This is a genomic window from Alteribacter aurantiacus DSM 18675 (assembly GCF_000429705.1).
Lineage (GTDB): Bacteria > Bacillota > Bacilli > Bacillales > Salisediminibacteriaceae > Alteribacter > Alteribacter aurantiacus.
This window is the reverse complement of the sequence record NZ_KE386943.1, coordinates 23,889-44,883: the sequence shown is the minus strand read 5'-3', so window position 1 is coordinate 44,883 and position 20,995 is coordinate 23,889. Positions and strand designations below refer to the sequence as shown.

Sequence of the window (20,995 nt, the reverse complement as noted above, 5' to 3'; positions counted from 1 at the left end):
TGGCAATTGTAATGGATGAAAAGCAAGTCTCTTGGTTACCGCACCTAACAGAAGAAATTGTATCTGATGCTAGGGGCCCGGAACTGGATGCATATGCAATAGCATTGGAAGGCTGGAGAAGAGGACTTACATTAAGGTGGCATGCAAAAGGCTCCGAGAAATTTGGCAAGATGGACACTTGGTTTGTGGATCGCCCAGGAAAGTTATTTTCTTTAAGTTCAAACGAAAAAACACATTATTTTTTCAGAACTAGAGGAGATATTATATCAAATGAAGCTGTAAGAGCCGGTGGAAATAAAGTAGAAACAAAAAAGCTACTCACTAAGGCTGGCGTACCGACACCTGAAGGGAAGAGTTTTACAAACTCAGCAGATAAGCATGATGAGATCATTGCATATGCTTCTGAAATCGGCTATCCGGTTACTATAAAACCTGTGGATGGTAGCTTTGGTAGAGGAGTCATGACATATTTAAATAATGAAAGTCAGCTCCTTTCAGCATTAAGCTACGTGACAGAACGTTTAGGATATTCAGACCTCATTGTTGAAAAGCATGTAAATGGTGAAGATTATAGGCTATATGTGGTAGGGGAGCAAGTCGTTGGTGCAATCAAGAGAGTCCCTGCAAATATTGTTGGTGATGGTCTCAATACTATAAAGACCCTGATTGATCGTAAAAATCAAGTAAGAAAAAACAATCCACGTCTGATTAGCTGCCCCATTAAAATAGATGAAGATATGAAAAATTACTTAAATGATTGTGGGATTTCATTTACAACAATTCCTGAAAAAGGACAAATCGTTTATCTAACAAATAAAAGTAATATATCAATAGGCGGAGACCCTTTGGATGCTTTAGACGATATATCAGAGTTGGTTAAAGATACAGCGATACAGGCACTAAAAGCAGTCCCGGGATTGTTTCATGGTGCAGTAGATATAATGGTATGTACGAAAGATAAAGGTGACGTGGCAGAAGTATTGGAACTTAATCCCTCTGCTCAAATCGGGTCATTGCTTTTCCCTATGAAAGGAGAAGGTAGAGATATTCCAGGGGCTATCATTGACTATTATTTTCCTGATACAAAAGGGACAAGCACTGACTATCATAAGGTCTATTTTTCTCTTTCGGATGTTTTGGAGCCTCTTGTTTCGAAAACAGCAACTGTAACCACTGTTTCTCCGGCACCTCTTGGAAAGATATATGCTGTAAAATATCATGTTCAAGGTGATGTACAGAATATTTCCTATCACAGAGGACTTAGAAAACAGGCTTTTGAACGGAACTTAAGTGGCTTTGTGAAAAATTTAAGCAATGGTGATATTGAAGTTGTCATTATGGGAAAATCCTATGAGAGTATTGAAGATTTTAAGAATGCTTTGCTAGAAGATCCAGAACGTGCAGAGGTTACTAATATTACAGTTGAGCCATGGGATAAACCTGTAAAAGTAGGCTTCGAAGTAAAAGCAGATTTAAAAACGCAAGTTGAACAATTCAAGTTCATGAAACAGCAAATGGATTCCCTAAAAAAAGATCTAAAATTAGCTGAAAAACAAAATAAAAAGTTAGAAAAAAGCTTTTCATGGAGAATTACGTATCCACTGCGTAAATCTACTGATCTTGTTAAGTATGTGAAAAGAAAAATGAATGAATAGGGTGGGATGCTCTATAAGTAATGGAGGTTATTAAAATGGAAAATACCTATCCGATTACCCTGCCAAACCTAACAAACGAAATTGTAACAGGTGCTCGAAAAACTAAATTGTGCGCTTATGCTGTTGCATTAGAGGGTTGGAGAAGAGGGTTAAAGTTAAAATGGTATACGGTAGACTCAGGGAAGTTTGACCATATGATCACATTTGGAGTAAACCCACCGGGGAGGCTTTTCTCTTTAAGTTCTGGTGAAAGAACGCATTACTTCTTTCGCACTAGAGGTGACAAAGTAACAAACGAAGCAGTGGAGATTGGATCAGATAAAGACGCTACAAAAGTGTGGCTGTCAAAAGCGGGGGTACCTGTTCCTCGAGGGTTTATGTTTAATGAAGAACACGAAGATATAAATATTGTTGAAGAAATCAAATCAAACCTAAACTTTCCTTTAGTAGTAAAACCTGTTGATGGTAGTTTAGGGAATGGTGTTATCACAAACATTAAGAATGAAGATGAGCTAAAGAAAGCACTTCTCTATGTTCGTAGAGACTTGGAATACACTGATGTTATTGTAGAAAGATATGTACCTGGTGAAGAATACAGGGTATATGTTGTAGAAGACAAAGTGATCGCAGCCTATAACAGGCTTCCTGCTAACGTTATTGGTGATGGAGTTCATACCATAGAAGAACTTATTGAAGAAAAAAATAAACAAAGAAAAAAGAATGCACGTTTGTTTAGCTGCCTAATCGAGATTGATCAGGAAACCCTTGAATTTATACAGAAAGGTGGATTCACCCTTGATAGTATTCCAAACAAAGGTGAAAAAGTCTTGCTTAAAGAAAAAACAAATGTATCGGCAGGCGGGGACCCTATCGATGTAACAGACAATCTTCCAAAAGAATTAAAAGACATTGCAGTTAATGCAGTAAAGGCTATTCCAGGATTATTCCATGGTGGCGTAGATATTATTGTTGACATTGATGCGCCGGTTGAGAAATCAGCTGTTGTTATTGAGTTAAACCCAACAGCGCAAATTGGAGGAATTCTATTTCCTGTAGAAGGAAAAGCGCGTAACATTCCTGGTGCAATTATTGATTATTACTTCCCTGAAACTCAAGGAATGCGTACAGATAGTTCCAAAGTTTACTTTGATTTAAACACTGTATTGGAACCACTACAAAGCCGCTCTGCTGTTGAAGTAGAAGTAGTACCTGCGCCTATAGGCAAATTGTATATGAAAAGGTTCCATGTTAAAGGTACAAGTATCCAATCTATGAGTAAACATAGGAAGATTAAGATATATGCTTTGGATAACCAATTACATGGTCATATCAACAGCCTTATGGATGGAGATATTGAAATTGTAATAGCAGGAACGGATAGATCGATAGTTCAAAACTTCAAAACAATCATTTTAAATGTTTTTGGATCGGAAAAAATAAAGAAGATTATTGAAGACTCATGGAAAAAGCCGGTGAAAGTGGGCTTTGAAATAAATGAGGGTCTAAATACATCAAGCCATAAATCTGTAGAAACCGCTCTTAGAAAAATGGAAAAAGAGTTAAAAAAAGTAGAAAAAGAGAAGAATCGGCTTGAAAAAGAGAATTTAAAAATACAGTTAAGTCGCTCTTGGAATATAACCGATCCATTGAGAAAAGTAACTAGTGCTTTTCGTATCACCAAGTAACCTGATTCAGTGAAATAAACATTATTATAAGGATGATTAAATGAAGAGTTACAGAGACGAATGGTTACCTCAACTAAAAGACTCTGTCCCTGTTGAAGCATTTGGCCATGCTATCAGCTCCTACAGCGTTGCACTGGAAGGATGGAGAAGAGGGCTTAAGTTAACCTATGTTAACAAGTATTATAAAAGCAAAGGTAAGTATCTTATCAGATACATTCTAAGTTCCCCTAAAAGGGAACATCATTTTGGACTTGCAAGAGGGGACTTAGTTCCTGCTGAAGCAATCAAAACTTGCATGAATAAAGATCTGACATATGCTTGCCTTGCCGAACAAGGTGTCCCAATACCTAAAGGTAGAACCTTTGAGGAAGGAACAACCAGTGATGAGATCATTCAATTCGCCGAAACTCTTGGATATCCTCTTGTAATTAAGCCAACAGATGGAAAAGGCGGTGTTGGTGTAATCGCTAATATAAAAACAAAAGAGGATTTCATACACAATTTAAAATATGTAAAGAGTCTTGGGTTTTCAAAACTCATTGTAGAAGAGTTTTCTCATGGTGACGACTACCGTATCTATGTTATTGGGGGAAAAGTAGCAGGAGCATTCAAAAAGATTCCTGCAAATGTGACTGGTGATGGCAAGAAAAGTGTTAAACAGTTAATAATCGATAAAAATAAATTCAGAAACAACATCCCTGCTTTGTATAATCGACCAATTAAAGTTGATGGTGAAACACACACTCTCTTAGAGAGTTATGGCTATAATATGGAAGGCGTGCCTTATGATGGAGAAAGGGTGTTCTTAAAAACTAAAAATAACATTTCCTCTGGAGGAGATGCGATTGATGTTACAGATGATCTTTCTGATGATATAAAAAAAGCTGCTGTTCGCGCATCAGCTGCCATTCCGAACCTCGTTCAATGCGGGGTTGACATGATTGTCGATCCGGAATCAGGAAAAGGAGTGGTAATAGAAGTAAATTCTATGCCCGGAATCACCTCCCACCTATTTCCTATGGAAGGTAAGGCTAGAGATATTCCAAAAGAGATTATAGACTTTTATTTTCCTGAAACAATTGGTAATAAAAGAGCAAATTCAGACCTTATTTATTATGACTACTCCAGTATTTACAATGCCTTCCAAGAGGGAATTGCCAAAGAGATAGCCATCCCTAAACTATCAACTGATGACATTGAATTAAAGAGGTTTATTGTAACTGGAGAGGTAGGTAACAGAATCTATTGTAATAAACTGAGAAAAAAAGCTCTTGTGCTTAAACTAAGTGGCTATGTCAAGGTACTGAATAAGAATAAGATTGCTGTCATTCTATGCGGATCAGCTACTTCTGTTACAGCAATGAGCCAACAGATTAAGTCGGGAATTCATCATAAAAATGATATTACCAGTATTGAAGAGAAAAAGAGAACAACCCCTGTAATGAAAGGCTTTAAAATTGAAGGACTGAATTAAATAGAGGGTGCGGGGGGGAAATCCCCAGTCTAAGAGTAGCATTTCTTACCCAAATGCTACTCTTTTTTTATTAATGGTTGTATGTACGAGAAAAAGCTCATCTGTTTAAAGTCTTACATGCTCCTTTCCCATTTAATCACGTTAAAAAGGTAACGGACTGCAACTGAGATATGGTTATTCGTGATCGGGATAATAGTCGGGACTATTTAACACAAATTCTGATAAAATATTCCTTCATCCTACATATTTAGTATAATTATCAATGTTGAATACCGCATTGTAGTGCAAAACTACCTTTTTTTTTAGGATTTTCGACATCCATCAGGTATTTTGTCAGGCGTAAATAGTAGGGTTGAAGGGAGAGTTAGAATGGTTTCAAAAAACTATGTTTTAGTAGCTATTTTCACCTTAATCTTATTTATTAGCAATAACGGAACAGTAAATGCTAATGAAGATGGTGAGCAAGCAGGAGATTCAGAATCCGTTTCTGGAATAAAAGAATATGAAGATGAAGTGAATGAATTAATCGAAGGTGAAGATTCAGAAAATGATCAGGAAAAAGCCGTCGATGATCCTTCAGCTAGATTGGATGAAGAAGTATCAGAAGATACTCAGGAAGAAAGTGAAGAAATAGAAAGTGATAACACAGAGGACGAGGAAAAAAACTCAGCCATTAATGAAATTGCAAGATTAGAAGACGAATATGAGGTTCAAGAAGATGTAAAAACAGAGCTAGAAACATCAGAGAAAATGGAAGAGATGAGCAGTGAGGTTCAAGAAAACGAAGTTATAAAAGAAGAAAAAGAAGATATTGAAGAAACTAATATCGAGAATGACCTAGATGGAGTAGACGATGTTTTAGTGGATTCGAAAGAGGAACTCGAGGGTACTGCAGAAAGTGCAGAGATGAGTACTTTAACTACTTTAAAAGAAGTGGTAGAAAGTGAAGCAGATGATCAGATAAAAGAAATTCAAGATGCCTTGGTTGCATTAGGATATTTAAATCACGTAACCGGAAAAGCGGATGAGTTGACTTCAAATGCTATTGAAAGGTTCCAAGGTTACTATAACTATAGGGTTACTGGACTTGCTGATGAGGACACTCTGAACAATGTGCGAACTGTTCTTAATCAATCATTCAAAAGTGGTGATTATCACGAAGAAGTTATAAAATTAAAGACAGATTTATCTTACTTGGGATACCACATTTCTAATAACCCGACCACTTTCTATGGGCAACAGACTGCACACATGGTGCAAAACTTCCAACGAGATTTTGACTTGATGGAAAATGGAATAGCGGACAAGATAACTTTGTGGAAGCTTAAAGAGCTATTGGATATGCCGATGCAGAACGGTTTATACCGCAATGATGTTGTTGAACTTAAAGTTCAGTTAGATGAGCTTGGTTTTACAGTCTCAAGTAATCCTACTCCATTATTCGGTTCTGCCACTGAAACAAAAGTTCGTGAGTTTCAGCAGTATTATGGTTTAGATGTCACGGGAGTTGCTGATGATAATACGACTTCTAAAATAAGTGAAATATTATCCAGTCCATTTCAAGTAGGATTTAGACACCAAGATACTATTAAACTAAAAGAAGACCTTTCCTACCTAGGGTATAACATCTCAACGAATCCAACTACACTCTATGGAACAAAGACAGAAGAAGTAATCATGTTATTTCAAAGTGATAACAAATTAGTCGCAAATGGTATTGCTGATTCTGTCACATTAGCTAAACTAAATGAACTCTTAAATCTACCTATGGAGAATGGTTTATATCGAGAAGATGTTATTCAATTAAAAGTGCAACTTGATGATGTCGGCTTTAAAGTCTCAAATAATCCTACACCATTATTCGGGAGTACGACCGAATCGAAAGTAAGGGAATTTCAGCAGTATTACGGACTGAATGTAACCGGTGTTGCGGATGAACCAACACTAACAAAGTTGAATGCCATACTATCCAGTCCATTCAGGGTTGGCATACGTCATGAGGATACAATTACTTTAAAAGAAGACTTGGCTAATCTGGGATATCATATCTCAAGTAACCCGACTGCTTTGTACGGTGCTCAAACAGAAGAAACAGTAAGGGCTTTCCAGTTAGATAACAATTTAAATGTGAACGGTATTGCAGACGGTGTAACAATGGCAAAAATCTTAGAATTAAATTCGATGCCCTTGCAAAATGGTCTTTATAGACAGGATGTAATAGAGCTTAAGAGAAATCTTGAAACAGTAGGGTTCCGTGTTTCTGCCAATGCAACACCACTTTATGGCGACATAACAGAAGCAAGAGTAAGAGAGTTTCAGCAATACTATGGTCTTGAAGTTACAGGAAGTGCAGGCAGCAACACACTGGCAAAACTCAATGAAGTGTTGTCGTCACCTCTTAGAAATGGGCAATCTCACGAGAGTGTAATAAAATTAAAAGAAGATTTAGCTTGGTTGGGCTATCCTATTTCTGCCAATCCAACTGCTTTTTATGGTAATACAACAGAAGCAAGAATAAGAGAGTTTCAATCTAATAATGGTTTGAGAGTGAACGGTATTGGAGATGAAGTGACGCTAAATAAAATAGCCGAACTTTTTGAAACAAATAAATTTATTACCAATACCCTATATAACGTTACTCTGAATGAAGCAATTCAAAAACAATTAACGTTAAATCCACCACCTCAGACAGACTTATACCGTAACCACACAGCTTTTCTACACAGTAGTGTTGTGGACGTGGTAGAGACAGGAGCCACAACTGCCAGTAGTGTTCGATTAAGAACAAGTCCAGATTTAAGTAATTCCGGAAATATTCATTCTACTGTTGGACAGGGAACTACTTTTACAATTTTACGTGAAGTTACAGGTGATGCTGTTTCTAATAGCAGAACATGGTACGAGATTACATATGATAATCTTACACTTTATGTTCATAGCAGTTTAGCCAGGCATACACAGAAAGCGGTTGTAAAGGGAAACAATGTTAATGTTAGGGAATCTTCTTCTACCACGAGTCATATCTATGGGCAAGTAAATAGTGGAGCAGAGTATGTGGTACTTAAAGAAGTATCGGGGCCTTCGGTAAATGGTAGTAACGTCTGGTACGAAGTAAATTATAATGCTGTATGGCGAAATGCCAAGGTTGAAGATTTTTCAAAGTATATTGATCCGGAACAAAACGATATCTTCCAACATTTAATGTTAAATAATAGTGCTGGAGTATCTGCGGCCCAACTTAACAATGTTCTCTCAGATAAAGGAATCCTTGATGGGAAAGGGCAATCGTTTATTGATGCAGGAAAAACACATGGTGTTAATGAAGTCTATTTAATTTCTCACGCTTTGCTAGAGTCTGGTCATGGATCATCTCAATTATCTACCGGTATTGAAGTTGGCAAAAATAGAAATGGTGAACTCGTGCTAGTTACTACTAACAACCGCAGAGACCTTACTGATATAAAACGAACATACAATATGTTTGGTATCGGGGCTCACGATGTTGATCCATATCGTTTAGGAGCTATAGAAGCATATAACCGAGGGTGGTTTACGCCTGAGGCTGCTATTATTGGTGGTGCAGCTTTTATTTCAAATAGTTACTTTGAAAGAGGACAAAATACTCTATATAAAATGCGGTGGAATCATTTCAATTCTCATGCAGTTGGACCTCAGTATGCGACCGACATGGGGTGGGCAGTTAAGCAAGTTAATACTATTAAGAACATTTATGACATGCTTGATCGTCCCATCTACAGATTTGATGTTGTAACATATAAATAAAAAAAAGGAAGCCGAGGTTAGGCTTCCTTTTTTATCTGTAAAACAATCCATATAACTAAAAAGTGATTTATCAGTTTGCTTCTACTTAAATAAGGTATAATCTAATCAAGTCTAGATTTAAGGAGAATATATGAATTATAAAATTGATTTACTAATGGATGAAGACTATAACCTAATGATTAACAAACATCTCGCTCACAAATTAGGTATTCCATACCTTAAACATACAAATATCAGGTTTGGTTTTAATGTGTCGGAAGCAACTGTAATTATAGATGAACAAGTGAAGGAAAATGAAGTATTAATATCTAAAAAACTTTTGAAAAAATTAAGTCTCCCCTTGGATTGTAGCTATCACCTAAAAGTTGAAAATAATGAAATTGAAATTGGACCATTTATTGGAGTTTGCATGGGTCATAAGAGAACAAGTTTGATTAAAAAAATGAAAGAGTTGGGGAGTTATTCCGCAAACTATTCTAAAATTAACGGAGTTATCTTTGCGTTTGTTACTGATGATATAAATAAAGAGGGGCTTAAGGTAAAAGGATTTATGTATAATCCTGAAATAGAAATATGGAACGACGTAACTTTACCCCTACCAGCATCAATCTTCAAAAGAAACCCTTTAACGAAAGGGTGGAGGGAATACCTTGGTGCAATATATGGAAGTAAAGTATTCAATTACAAAGCCATTGACAAATGGGAAATGATAAGTAGGCTGCAACAATTTGCTGAGAGTTCCAAAATCATCCCTGAGACAATTAGGTATGATAATATGCCAGAACTCATCAGTTTTTTAAAGGTCAAAAAAAATGTATATATAAAGCCCTCAGACGGTAAAAAAGGGCTTGGAATATTTAATGTCCAAATAAAATGTAACAACATTATCATAAAAACCAGAAAAGATGGCTTAAATTACGAATGGAAGTTTGATGACTATTCTAAAACTGCAGATTTTTTAGATAGTCACCTTAGCCCAAAGAAATATATTATACAAAAAACAGTAGATATAAAAGTTGGTACGAAAGTAATGGACTTTAGGATAGGTATGGATAAAGACCAAAATGGTGAATGGAAAAATGTAATTTTTGTAACAAGAGTTAGTGATAATGACAGTATAGTTAGTAACCGTGCGGCGGGTGGTGGAGAAATTATGTCCCCTGACAAAGTGTTAAAAGATATTTATGGTATGAATAAAGTGGAAGTTAATGAATACAAAAGCCGATTAGTTAAAATCGCAAAAGTTATGTCTGAGAAACTAGACTTGACAGGACTAGACATAGGAAAATTAGCCTTTGATTTATCAATAGATAATGAAAAGAATATATGGCTGATAGAAGTGAATAATAAATATCCTGATGATTCGCTAGCAAAAGAAATTGGGAACATGGACGCTTATTATAATGTAAGGTTACTAAATATGCTATATTCAAAGAGAAAAGCTGGATTTTATGCAACGGAAGCGGAAAACACGTTTACTATAAGATCTTCTAAACAAGAAAAGTCATCTAGTATCATTGCTTCTATTTATGTTTCAGTCCCTGGGCTTAATGAAAATAAAGAAAAGAAAGAAAACTATTTGAGAATGTGCAGCTCATTTGATGGTGAAAGTTGTGCCGTAAAGAAAGCCATATATAATAATGAATTAAAAAAAGTTGAAATTGTAGTGCAAGGTTCTAAAACCTCAGTGGACAAATATATACATTTCTTAAAATCACATTCAGGACAGTCAAAAAGAGTCGTCATAAGTGTTTCTGAAAGGGTGTTTAGCTCTTAAATACTTTCTAATTTTATATTTACTAGAAGGCTGGTTAAAGGGTATATATCCTAGTTGACCGGTCTTTTTGTTGATTTTGTAACTTTTTCCGCCTAAGAACGACAATTTCTTATAGATGCTAGATATGAACTGGGTTTCGTACTATAATGAGATGATGGAAATAATATGAGTTTAGAAGCCTTCATGGACGAGTTAGAGGGAAGGGGAAATACAACAATGCAAGTAAAAAAAGCAATAATCCCTGCTGCAGGACTAGGGACGAGGTTCCTGCCTGCTACAAAAGCACAGCCTAAAGAAATGCTGCCGATTGTAGACAAACCTACCATACAATATATTATTGAAGAAGCGATTGCTTCTGGAATAGAAGATATTATTGTGGTCACAGGCCGCGGGAAACGAGCGATTGAGGACCATTTTGATAAATCATTTGAATTGGAAGAAACGCTGGAAAAGAAAGATAAGCAAGTTCTTTTAAAACAAATGCAGGAAATCTCAAGCATGACAAATATTCATTATATTCGACAGAAGGAGCCAATGGGACTTGGGCATGCGATCTGGTGTGCTCGTAAGTTTATCGGTAATGAACCATTTGCCGTTTTACTAGGGGATGATATCGTACAGTCTGAAACACCGTGCCTTGAACAGTTGATTGACGTTTATGACCGTTATCATTCTTCAGTTGTAGGGGTTCAGGAAGTGCCGGACAAAGATGTATCCAAATATGGAATCGTAGCGCCTAAAGGACAAGAAATTGAAGCGAATGTCATTCATGCTGAAACCTTGGTTGAGAAGCCGGCGATAGAAGATGCGCCTTCCAATTATGCCATTATGGGGCGTTATGTACTGCGTCCGGAGATCTTTGATATTCTTGAAAACCTACCAACAGGATCCGGTGGGGAAATTCAATTGACAGACGCTATAAACACATTGAATCAGAGCCAGGCAGTTATGGCTTACAACTTTGAAGGCGTTCGATATGATGTTGGAGATAAATTTGGTTTTATAAAAGCAACGATTGATTTTGCACTTCAGCGGGAAGATCTATCTACAGAGGTAGCTGATTATCTGAAAGAAGTCTACGAAACTAAGTTAAGCGTAGTGAAAGGTTAGGAGATTACTAATGAAAAAAATAGCAGTAATGGGTACTGGTTATGTAGGGCTTGTATCAGGAACATGTTTTGCTGAAACAGGAAACCAGGTTGTATGCTGTGATATTGACGAAACAAAAATTCATAATTTAAACAATGGTAAGATTCCGATTTATGAACCTGGACTTGAAGAAGTCGTGAAACGAAATGTAGCAGAAGAGCGTCTTACATTCACAACTGACATTCCTCAAGCCATTCGTGACGCTGAAATTATTTATATCGGTGTTGGGACACCGATGGCAGAGTCTGGTGAGGCTGATCTAACCTTTGTTAAAAACGTCGCGCAGACAATTGGTGAAAACCTTAACGGATATAAAGTCATTGTCAATAAAAGTACTGTACCAGTTGGGACAGGTAGGCTTGTTCATGAAATTGTTTCAAGCAGAAGCAATGGAATTACACCATTTGACGTAGTATCGAATCCTGAATTCTTAAGAGAAGGTTCTGCCTTGTATGACACTATGAACATGGAAAGAGCAGTTGTAGGAGCCACTAGTGAGGTTGCTGCAGATATCATTATAGCGTTACACAAGCCGTTTACAGATACGATTGTAAAGACGAACTTAGAAACGGCAGAAATGATTAAGTATGCTTCTAATGTATTCTTGGCTACTAAAATCTCCTATATTAACGATATTGCAAACATATGTGAGCGTGTAGGAGCGGATGTTACGAAAGTAGCTGAAGGTATGGGGTATGATAGACGCATTGGTTCTCAATTCCTTCAAGCGGGAATTGGTTACGGAGGCTCTTGTTTCCCAAAAGATTCGAAAGCTCTTGTACACATAGCACAACAAGTCGGTTATGATTTTAAGCTGGCTAAAGCAGTCATTGAAACAAATGAAAATCAGAAGCTCAAAGTAATTTCAAAGCTTAAAAGTATTTTTCCGAGTCTCAAAGGGAAGCGTATTGCTGTTCTAGGCCTTGCCTTTAAACCTAACACGGATGATATGAGAGATGCTCCTTCACTTGAGATCATTCCTGAGCTTGTTAAGCATGAAGCTGAGGTGGAAGCATTTGATCCTATTGCAAACGGTGTTGCTAAGCAGTTCTTTGGAGAGAGTATCACTTACAGCACAGACTTATACCAAACGATTAATAACGCAGATGCATGTGTGATACTGACCGACTGGAAAGAAATTGTTGAAATGGATCTACAAAAAGTCAGCAGTCTCTTAAAAGTGCCAATCTTGATTGATGGGAGAAACTGCTTTAGCCTTGAAAATGCAGAGAAGTCTGGGTTAATCTATCACTCGATTGGTCGACCAGTAGTTGAGAATAAGGAAATAGCACTGCAAAAGTAGTTTAAGAGGGTTGCAAAAAAAGTGTAAGTCTTTTATAAAGATATACACAATAGGTTTGATAGTGAGAGAGAGAGGTATTTACAATGCCTAACAGTAATGAATTAACAAATCACAAAGGGTTTATTATTATAGCCGACTTATTGCTTGTTTTAGCAGCTTATGTAGGGGCATTCTATGTGAGGTATAACGGATTCCCGCAAGAAAACTGGAACTCCTTTATTGCACTCTTGCCATGGATTCTGTTAATCGGCTTATTCTTCATCTCTGTGTATGAATTATACGCATTAGATCGTAGAAAGACTCTTTGGGATATTATGATTAAGGTTGTTGTAGCAGTGATTGCCATGGCATTCTTAACAATGGCCGCTTCTTATCTTTTTAGGGAGTTTGCTATGCCGAGGTCGATTATTTTGATCGGAAGCATATTCATGGTGATATTGTTAGCATCCTTTAAATTAGTATATTTGAAGTTTACTAGAGGAAATGTGGTAGGGAACGTCCTATTTATTGGAGATGGCGAAAACACAGATAAAATCTTGTCCAAAATCAAGCAACCGATGATGAAAGGTACAAGAATTACGCAGCTTTCTCCGTCGACTCCAATGGACAAAATTAAGCTCTATATGAAAGAATCCGATTATGTTTTACTTTGTACAAGTGTCAGTAAAGAGGATAAGTCTGAAATTATTTATTATGGAATGAAGCAAAGCAAGCTGGTTTATGTCATCCCTACGCTTTATGAACTGTTGTTACAGCGAGCCAATGTTTCTCCTTTGGATGATACGTTGGTTATGTCAGTTAAACCATTCGGCTTAACGTGGGATCAAGCCCTTGTTAAACGTGTATGTGATATTGTTGCTTCAGCACTGCTGATATTGCTGTTAAGTCCTGTTTTACTATTGGTGGCTCTGATTGTAAAGCTTGAAGATCGAAAAGGTAGCATCATTTACAGTCAAGAAAGATACGGGAAAGACAATAAGCCGTTTACCATTTATAAGTTTCGCTCCATGATTGAAGGAGCGGAGAGCAAGACGGGTCCTGTATTAGCTGTTGAAGATGATGATCGTATTACGAAAGTCGGTAGATTCATGCGTGCCACGCGTTTAGACGAATTACCACAGTTGTTCAACGTACTTAAGGGAGATATGTCTCTTGTAGGTCCGAGACCTGAGAGAGGCTTCTTTATCAAACAACTGTCAAAACAACATTACCACTACGGTTATCGTAACAAAGTAAAGCCTGGTATTACTGGGTATGCGCAGATAATGGGGAAATATAGTACAGATGTAGAAGACAAACTTCGCTTTGATCTTTATTATATTCGTAACTATAGTTTCTGGCTTGACATTGTGATTCTATTAAAAACGTTCCTTGTGTTATTAGATAAGTCCAAAGCAGAAGGTACGGAAAAGAAAGAAGAGCATGTACAAAAAAGAGTCAGCCAGCTTACAAAGTAAGCCTGGCTTTTTCTTTTGAAAAGAGGGTCGTTATGAAAAATGTGTTAGTAACAGGAGGGGCGGGCTTTATCGGTTCTCACGTTGTAGACCTGCTTCTCGAAAAAAAGGCTAAGATTATCGTTATGGATAATTTGAGTTCAGGTAGCTTAAGAAATCTCGAGCATGTGGCAAGTGAAATCGCTTTTTATGAAGGGGATATTACAAATAAGGAAGATGTTGAAGCTGTTTTTCAACAACATTCCAATATCGATAGTGTGGTCCATCTTGCAGCGCAAAGTAAAGTAGGTCCTTCCATAGAGAATCCCGAAGAGGATGCCAATATCAATATTAATGGGACAATAAACGTATTAGAGGTTAGTAGGAAGTTTGCTGTTAAGTCGTTTGTCTTTTCTTCTACTGCGGCGGTTTATGGAGATGTAGGCCATCTGCCGATCTTGGAAGATCAATCAACAGAGCCACTTTCTCCGTATGGGGTATCTAAGTTATCTGCAGAAGAATATGTGAAGGCATATGGAAGACTTTATGGTATGGAGGTTACTAACCTTCGATTTGCAAACGTTTATGGTCCGCGTCAAAGTGCTGCCACAGAATCAGGTGTGATTACCATATTCATTGAAGATTTGCTAAGTAGAAAGACCCCTGTCATCTTTGGAGATGGTGAGCAGACAAGGGACTTTATTTATGTACTAGATATTGCTGGAGCTATTTTGGCAATATTGTATGGACGTAGTAATGAACGTAACAAGCAGGCACTTTATAATGTGAGTAGTTGCTCGGAGACGACGATTCTTACCCTACTTGATGTGATTTGTAAGGATATGGGCGAGGCTTTTTCACCTTCTTATCAGGAGGAGAGAAAAGGGGATATTAAGAGAAGTTGCTTGGATAATGGGAAGTTAGTAAATGCATATGACTGGAAACCTCAAACATCCCTTCAAGAAGGGATCCGAGAAACGGTTCAGTACTATAAGAGAATTGCAGTAAGAGAAAAGTAAAAGCCGGGCTTATGCCCGGCTTTTTAGTATCCATCTGTAGTATCTGTTTCCGTTCCTTCAGTAGGTTCTTCTGCTAGTTCAGTGTCTTGCTCAACTTCCATTCCGAGATGCCTTTGAAGCCTGTTTTTTGTCTCGGAGAGGGCATCCTCACGTAGGCGATAATAGTAGACACCATTTTCTGTGTGATTATCCCCTTCAAGACTAAGAGACTCTATTTGATCCAGTTCATTTGCGTAGGAATGCATTCCAATAACATTATTGAAGCTCATATTTGTGTAAATATTACCTTCAAGAGCATCCAGTAAAGGACCGAAGCGTGTAATAGAACTAAATGTGGCTGCTTCTCTAATTACAGATTCAATAATCTCCTTTTGGCGGTCGCCCCGTCCGAGGTCACCTCTAGGATCGGATTTTCGCATTCTTGCATAAGCAAGCGCCTCTTGTCCGTTCAAGGTTTGGGGACCTTCCTCAATCGTTAGGGTTCCGTAAGTTGCATTATCGGTTTCAGTGAATGTCATTGGTACGTCTACATTTACACCACCTAGCTCATTGATGATTTTCATAAATGCATCGAAGTTGAGGGACACAAAATAATCAACCGGGATATCGAACAAATTCTCTACTGTATCAAGAGTCATGTCAACCCCACCGAAAGCATGAGCGTGGTTAATTTTATCTACACGATTTCGACCTACGATCTCTACTTGAGAGTCTCGAGGAATGTTCAACATCTTAATCGAACCTTCTTTAGGATTAAAGGTAGCCAAGACCATGGCGTCGGAAATTCCTGAAAGATCTCCGTCTCTCGTATCAAGCCCTAGTATTAGAACGGAGAAGGGGTCTTTATTGGGGTTTACAGCAGCATCTCGATATTCGGAATGTTCGCCCCTATTTAGATCTACTTGGGCACTTTGTGATACGTCATTGATTTTCCACATGGCATAGCCACCGGTGGCTATAATAAGTAGTAAAAAAGTAAGCAGGGTAACTTTTACAAACCGTTTAAACGGCGATCGTCTTTTCTTTCGTTTTTTCTCCATCCGTGATTGTGTCAAGATGAGACACTCCTCTTTGTATTCTTTATCTATCTATTAAAATAGTAGTCCTAATATAATAGCCTCATAAAATCTTACCGTATCTTGTCGAATCAGTAAAGATTATTATTTGAACTTTTGGACATATGTCACAACTGTTCTAAGTAACGTAGACGATTTTTTAGTTTTATCGTTACACTTTTACCTAAAGAAAACCAACACCTTTACCTACAGGTGTTGGTTTAAGGATTTGTTTAGTTGAAATAATCCACAATTCCATTCTTTAAGCTATTCACAACTTTATCTTGATCATTCTTAATGATATGCAAGTCACCACTGTTCGTCATAAAACCGATTTCTACTAGTGTACTTGGCATGGTGGTGTACCGAATGACTTCAAAATTCGCATTCTTCACGTTGCGATCTCTTAAACCGAGTTCACTTACGAGACGCTTGTGGATGCTGTTTGCTAAGCTTTGGCTTCCAGCTGGAGCATGCACCGTATTGTAAAAGGCTTCGGTTCCACGCACAGAAGAGTCTGGAAAAGCATTTAAGTGAACACTTACAAAGATGTCTGCGTTCGTGTTGTTGGCCATACGAACTCGTTCACTAAGTGCGACGTATCGGTCGTTTGTACGACTTGCAATGACCGTCGCTCCTGCTTTTTCAAGCTCGGCTTTTAGTTTGTTGGAAATTTGAAGAGCCAATTCGCTTTCTTTTTCACCGTGTGCGACTGCTCCTGGGTCATTTCCCCCGTGACCTGGATCAAGGAAAATTGTTTTTCCGTTTAAAGAGCCGTTTGATGGCGGTGGTGTTGTTCCTGGTTGAACGATACGCACATAATCACTATGGATAAATCCTTTTTGATTGCTATAACTAATCTCGTACCATGTGCCCGACTGTCCTTTCAAGTCGACTACAGTTCCGTTACGTAAAGAACCAATGATCGATCCTGAAGAAGAAGCTTGGGATCGGACGTTCAGATTGGAAGCGGTAATTTGTCCTTTTTTATCGAAACTGCTGTCGGAACCGGAGGACGTCTTCACATAATCACTGTGAATATAGCCCCAACGGTTGTTCAATTTAATTTTGTACCAGCTTCCTGTCTTTTCGTATAAATCAACATTTGTTCCTCGAGATAATGAACCGATGATAGAGGATGATGAAGACGCCTGGGAACGAACATTCAAGCTTGAAGCTGTCACTTCACCTTTTTGCTGAGGCTGAGTGTTGTCATCTGATCCACTACCGAGTACTCTCACGTAATCGCTGTGAACGTATCCCCAGCGATTGTTCACTTTGACTTTATGCCAGTTACCCGTTTTTCCGTAAAGGTCTACTTTCGTTCCACGTGATAAAGAACCGATAATAGAGCCGGAAGTAGAAGCGCTGGAGCGAACATTTAAGCTTGAAGCTGTAATTTCCCCTTGTTGAGTTGATTCTGCTTCTTCGGAGCTACCACTACCAAGTACTTTTACAAAATCGCTATGGATGTAACCCCAACGTGAATTGATTCGAACTTTGTACCAGCTACCAGATTTTTCATATAAATCAATTTTCGTTCCTCTTGATAATGAGCCGATAATTGAACCGGAAGTAGACGCTGTAGCTCTAACGTTTAAATTGGAAGCTGTAATTTCACCTTCGTTTTCTGGAGTAGCGTTGTTTGAGCCGCTGTTCGTTACGTTTACATATTCACTATGTATAAAACCTGAGCGGTTATTATGTTGAATTTTAAACCAGCTACCATGTCTTTCTTGAAGTTCTACCGTTGTTCCACGCGTAACGCTACCGATCACAGTAGACGACGCAGAAGCATCGGATCTGACATTTAAGCGTGAAGCGGTAATCTGACCTGTTTGGCCTGAGAGTGCTTCACCTGGTTGACTGATGACTTTAATAAAGTCCCCATGTACATACCCTCGTTGATTGTTAATTCTTACTTCATACCAATTGCCCGAGCGTTCATATAGAGATATCTTGTTTCCTCTCGATAATGATCCTATCACATTAGAGTTGGTTGATGGCTGCGATCGGACGAACAGGGAAGATGCGGTGACTTCACCGGTCATTACATCATTGTTCGCCAATGTGGGTTGTTCAATATCAATGACTAAAAAGGACATCATAATGATAAACACTAAGGCAAAGATTGTGAGATTCTTCTTCAAAAAAATCAACTCCTCATCTTTTGCCTCTCAACCGAAACTGAGAAAATATTTCCAAATTGTGTCTAGTAACATTGCTAATCCGATTAAAAAGATCCCGAGACAAGCAATGCTTATAGGTGAGCCCCATTCGACGTTTTTCAAGTGCGCTGATTCCCCCTTTCTTTCATTTATATGGTTTCCATAAAAATTACCATACCATTGGAGACATTACTATCCGACTTTTTTAGATAAATTCAGCATGTACCTGTCGAAAAGACAGATAACGTGTATAGTTGAGAGTGATATTTAAGCATGTTTGCAATATTTTGTTAAAGTTAGTAGTGTGTTTGGTAAAACATGAATCTAGTAGCACGTGTCTTTCGTCTAATAATAAGAGGGGGAGATTATCGCATGATACGAAAGTGGGTATACATAGGTTTAGGAGTAGGGATTTTGGCGTTGGCCGGGTGTTCAGGAGAGGAACCGCCTAACCCTGAAGAAACATTGGAGGATTATCTATCTTCATGGCAAGAGCACGCTTATGAAGAGATGGAGCAACAATTAAGTGAAGAGTCCAGAGCGGAAATCGATGGGGAAGCTATGTCTTTTTCACAAAAATACGAAGAATTTTATGAAGAGATTGGTGTGAACGATATAACGGTCAACTATGAATCTCGTAATTTTGAAGAGGAAGAAGTAGACCTAGATGAATTGGAAGAGATCACGTATCCTGTAAGAGTCGAATTTGAAACGGTGATCGGGGATTACGATTATGACACAGACGTTCATCTAATGAAGATAGAGACGGAAGAGGGAGAAGAATGGGTAGTGGATTGGAGTCCGGAGCATTTGTTTGTCGGTGTTCGATCCTTCTCTGATTCTATTGAAGTGACGGTGGAATCTCCAAGCTCAGACCCTTCGGAACGTGGAGAGATGTTTGCAAGAGACGGCGAAGGGTTAGCTGTGGCAGGGAATTACCGTAGCATCGGATTTGTTTATCAACATATAGAAAAATTGGAAGAAGAAGTGGAACAACTATCGGACATTGTCGGACTTGAAGAAGAGCGTATTCTTCAACTGATTGCACCCTATGAAGCAAATCCGGATTGGCATGCCCCCGTGATTAATGTTCCGAACGATCACGAGTTGATTGGGGATGTGGAGGACGCGAATATTCCTGGTGTAAGAATCAATACACCAAACGGACGTGAATACCCTTACGCTCGCATGGCCGCTCATCTGACTGGTAACATCACAGGGATGACTGCGGACTTCTTGGAAGATGAAGACAATGATTGGCCTGGTTATCAGGAATCGAGCTTTTTTGGGCAAAATGGGTTAGAGCGTGTATTTGAAGAACGTTTTCGTGGAGAGATCGGTTCGCAGGTGAACATCGTCGATGAAGATGGTAACCTTCAAGAGGTACTTACTCGCACGGACCCTGAAAAAGGGGAGGACGTGACTGTAACCATTGATGTAGGGATTCAAGAGGCTTTGTATGAAGCTTTTGGTGATGAAATGGGAGCAGCTGTAGCTATGGATCCCGTGTCAGGGGAAGTGCTGGCAATGGTGAGTAGCCCAGCATATGATCCCAATGAGCGCTATTTGAGAACGGCTTCTGTCACCACCGATGAGACGTTCATCCGGTTTAATCGTACGTTTTCTCCAGGGTCAGTGATGAAGCCCCTAACGGCGGCAATCGGGTTGGAAGAAGGAACCCTTGATCCTGATGAGGTTTTTACGATTACAGGAGCTCAGTGGCAGCCTGAAGGATCGGACTGGGGGAATCACCGCATCACCCGGGTGAACGAAGACGTAGATTCGGTTGATTTGGACGCGGCTATGAAACACTCTGATAATATTTACTTTGCTATGCAGGCGTTGGAGATTGGTTCGGAACGAATGGAAGAGTGGAGTGAAACGTTCGATTTCGGTGAAGATATCCCGTTTGAATATCCAATTCATCATTCAAGACTGTCCAATAACGGTCTGGAAAATAGTGCCCTTTTAGCAGATACAGGATATGGACAAGGGGAAGTGCAGATGTCACCTCTTCATTTGGCCACTTTGTATACGATGTTCGTTAACGAGGGTAGCATTGTTAAACCTCTTCTATTGGCAGACGAAGAAGAGGATGTTTGGAAAGAGGGTGTCGTGTCGGCGGAAACGGCGGAAACCGTCCTCGACTCTATGATAAGTGTGGTGCAAGATTCTAACGGAACCGCCTATCGTAGCAATCCTGGTCACAGCCGAAGCCTTGCAGGGAAGACAGGAACGGCTGAAATCAAAGATTCCCAAGACGATGAAGACGGGGACACAATTGGTTGGTACGTGAGTGTCGATGTAGACGATCGTGATCTGCTCGTGGTGATGATGGTCGATGGTGCGAGTAGTGGAGAAGTTGTTGATAAAGTAAACGAATTTTATTCTAGCATGGAGTAGGTCATGAAACACCGGCAGCTGATTAAAAGGCTGTCGGTGTTTTTTGGTTTGGTGGGGCGATTAGCGCTAAACGGTGAAATGGGAAAGGGAA

General features: G+C 38.7%; 12 protein-coding genes. 10 read left to right on the top strand and 2 right to left on the bottom strand.

Annotation, left to right across the window (positions count from 1 at the left end; translation table 11 throughout):
• Nucleotides 1-11 precede the first annotated feature (11 nt).
• The 9 genes from G476_RS0118745 (at nt 12) to G476_RS0118705 (ending at nt 15,278) form a co-directional block, all read left to right on the top strand.
• Nucleotides 12-1,655 carry an acylphosphatase gene (locus G476_RS0118745; protein WP_026691448.1) on the top strand — a complete coding sequence of 548 codons (1,644 nt, stop codon included), beginning with the start codon at nt 12-14 and terminating at the stop codon, nt 1,653-1,655.
• Between the two features lie 35 nt (nt 1,656-1,690).
• The gene (locus G476_RS0118740) at nt 1,691-3,340 is read left to right on the top strand and encodes an ATP-grasp domain-containing protein (protein ID WP_026691447.1); all 1,650 of its coding nucleotides are present in this window, start codon (nt 1,691-1,693) and stop codon (nt 3,338-3,340) included.
• Between the two features lie 40 nt (nt 3,341-3,380).
• The gene (locus G476_RS22500; protein ID WP_035187532.1) at nt 3,381-4,814 is read left to right on the top strand and encodes an ATP-binding protein; all 1,434 of its coding nucleotides are present in this window, start codon (nt 3,381-3,383) and stop codon (nt 4,812-4,814) included.
• Between the two features lie 369 nt (nt 4,815-5,183).
• Nucleotides 5,184-8,597, top strand: coding sequence for a peptidoglycan-binding protein (locus tag G476_RS23035; RefSeq protein WP_051314937.1), 3,414 nt, complete (start codon nt 5,184-5,186; stop codon nt 8,595-8,597).
• Between the two features lie 130 nt (nt 8,598-8,727).
• Nucleotides 8,728-10,374 carry a YheC/YheD family protein gene (locus tag G476_RS0118725; protein WP_026691446.1) on the top strand — a complete coding sequence of 549 codons (1,647 nt, stop codon included), beginning with the start codon at nt 8,728-8,730 and terminating at the stop codon, nt 10,372-10,374.
• A 216-nt stretch (nt 10,375-10,590) separates the two neighbouring features.
• On the top strand, nt 10,591-11,484 hold the full coding sequence (galU, locus tag G476_RS0118720) for a UTP--glucose-1-phosphate uridylyltransferase GalU (protein ID WP_026691445.1): 894 nt from the start codon (nt 10,591-10,593) through the stop codon (nt 11,482-11,484).
• Between the two features lie 10 nt (nt 11,485-11,494).
• Entirely contained in the window at nt 11,495-12,826 is a 1,332-nt protein-coding gene (tuaD, locus tag G476_RS0118715; protein WP_026691444.1) for a UDP-glucose 6-dehydrogenase TuaD, read from the top strand.
• An 83-nt stretch (nt 12,827-12,909) separates the two neighbouring features.
• Nucleotides 12,910-14,283, top strand: coding sequence for a sugar transferase (locus G476_RS0118710; protein WP_026691443.1), 1,374 nt, complete (start codon nt 12,910-12,912; stop codon nt 14,281-14,283).
• Nucleotides 14,284-14,315: 32 nt separating this feature from the next.
• Complete coding sequence (locus G476_RS0118705; protein ID WP_026691442.1) at nt 14,316-15,278, top strand: SDR family NAD(P)-dependent oxidoreductase; 963 nt, start codon at nt 14,316-14,318, stop codon at nt 15,276-15,278.
• Nucleotides 15,279-15,301: 23 nt separating this feature from the next.
• Here G476_RS0118705 and G476_RS0118700 read toward each other — a convergent pair whose 3' ends face one another.
• Nucleotides 15,302-16,333, bottom strand: a complete 1,032-nt coding sequence (locus G476_RS0118700; protein ID WP_026691441.1) for an LCP family glycopolymer transferase — start codon at nt 16,331-16,333, stop codon at nt 15,302-15,304.
• A 233-nt stretch (nt 16,334-16,566) separates the two neighbouring features.
• Nucleotides 16,567-18,483, bottom strand: coding sequence for an N-acetylmuramoyl-L-alanine amidase family protein (locus G476_RS0118695; protein ID WP_026691440.1), 1,917 nt, complete (start codon nt 18,481-18,483; stop codon nt 16,567-16,569).
• A gap of 390 nt (nt 18,484-18,873) precedes the next feature.
• On the opposite strand from G476_RS0118695, the gene G476_RS0118690 reads away from it, so the two are divergent.
• Nucleotides 18,874-20,904: a penicillin-binding transpeptidase domain-containing protein gene (locus G476_RS0118690; protein ID WP_051314936.1), complete on the top strand. Its 2,031-nt coding sequence runs from the start codon at nt 18,874-18,876 to the stop codon at nt 20,902-20,904.
• Nucleotides 20,905-20,995: the final 91 nt, after the last annotated feature.

What these genes read in the sequence shown, in the direction of transcription:
- tuaD (WP_026691444.1), top strand. Translation starts at nt 11,495, where the DNA reads ATGAAAAAAATAGCAGTAATGGGTACTGGTTATGTAGGGCTTGTATCA.
- G476_RS0118745 (WP_026691448.1), top strand. Translation starts at nt 12, where the DNA reads ATGGATGAAAAGCAAGTCTCTTGGTTACCGCACCTAACAGAAGAAATT.
- G476_RS23035 (WP_051314937.1), top strand. Translation starts at nt 5,184, where the DNA reads ATGGTTTCAAAAAACTATGTTTTAGTAGCTATTTTCACCTTAATCTTA.
- G476_RS22500 (WP_035187532.1), top strand. Translation starts at nt 3,381, where the DNA reads ATGAAGAGTTACAGAGACGAATGGTTACCTCAACTAAAAGACTCTGTC.
- G476_RS0118705 (WP_026691442.1), top strand. Translation starts at nt 14,316, where the DNA reads ATGAAAAATGTGTTAGTAACAGGAGGGGCGGGCTTTATCGGTTCTCAC.
- G476_RS0118725 (WP_026691446.1), top strand. Translation starts at nt 8,728, where the DNA reads ATGAATTATAAAATTGATTTACTAATGGATGAAGACTATAACCTAATG.
- G476_RS0118710 (WP_026691443.1), top strand. Translation starts at nt 12,910, where the DNA reads ATGCCTAACAGTAATGAATTAACAAATCACAAAGGGTTTATTATTATA.
- G476_RS0118740 (WP_026691447.1), top strand. Translation starts at nt 1,691, where the DNA reads ATGGAAAATACCTATCCGATTACCCTGCCAAACCTAACAAACGAAATT.
- galU (WP_026691445.1), top strand. Translation starts at nt 10,591, where the DNA reads ATGCAAGTAAAAAAAGCAATAATCCCTGCTGCAGGACTAGGGACGAGG.
- G476_RS0118690 (WP_051314936.1), top strand. Translation starts at nt 18,874, where the DNA reads ATGATACGAAAGTGGGTATACATAGGTTTAGGAGTAGGGATTTTGGCG.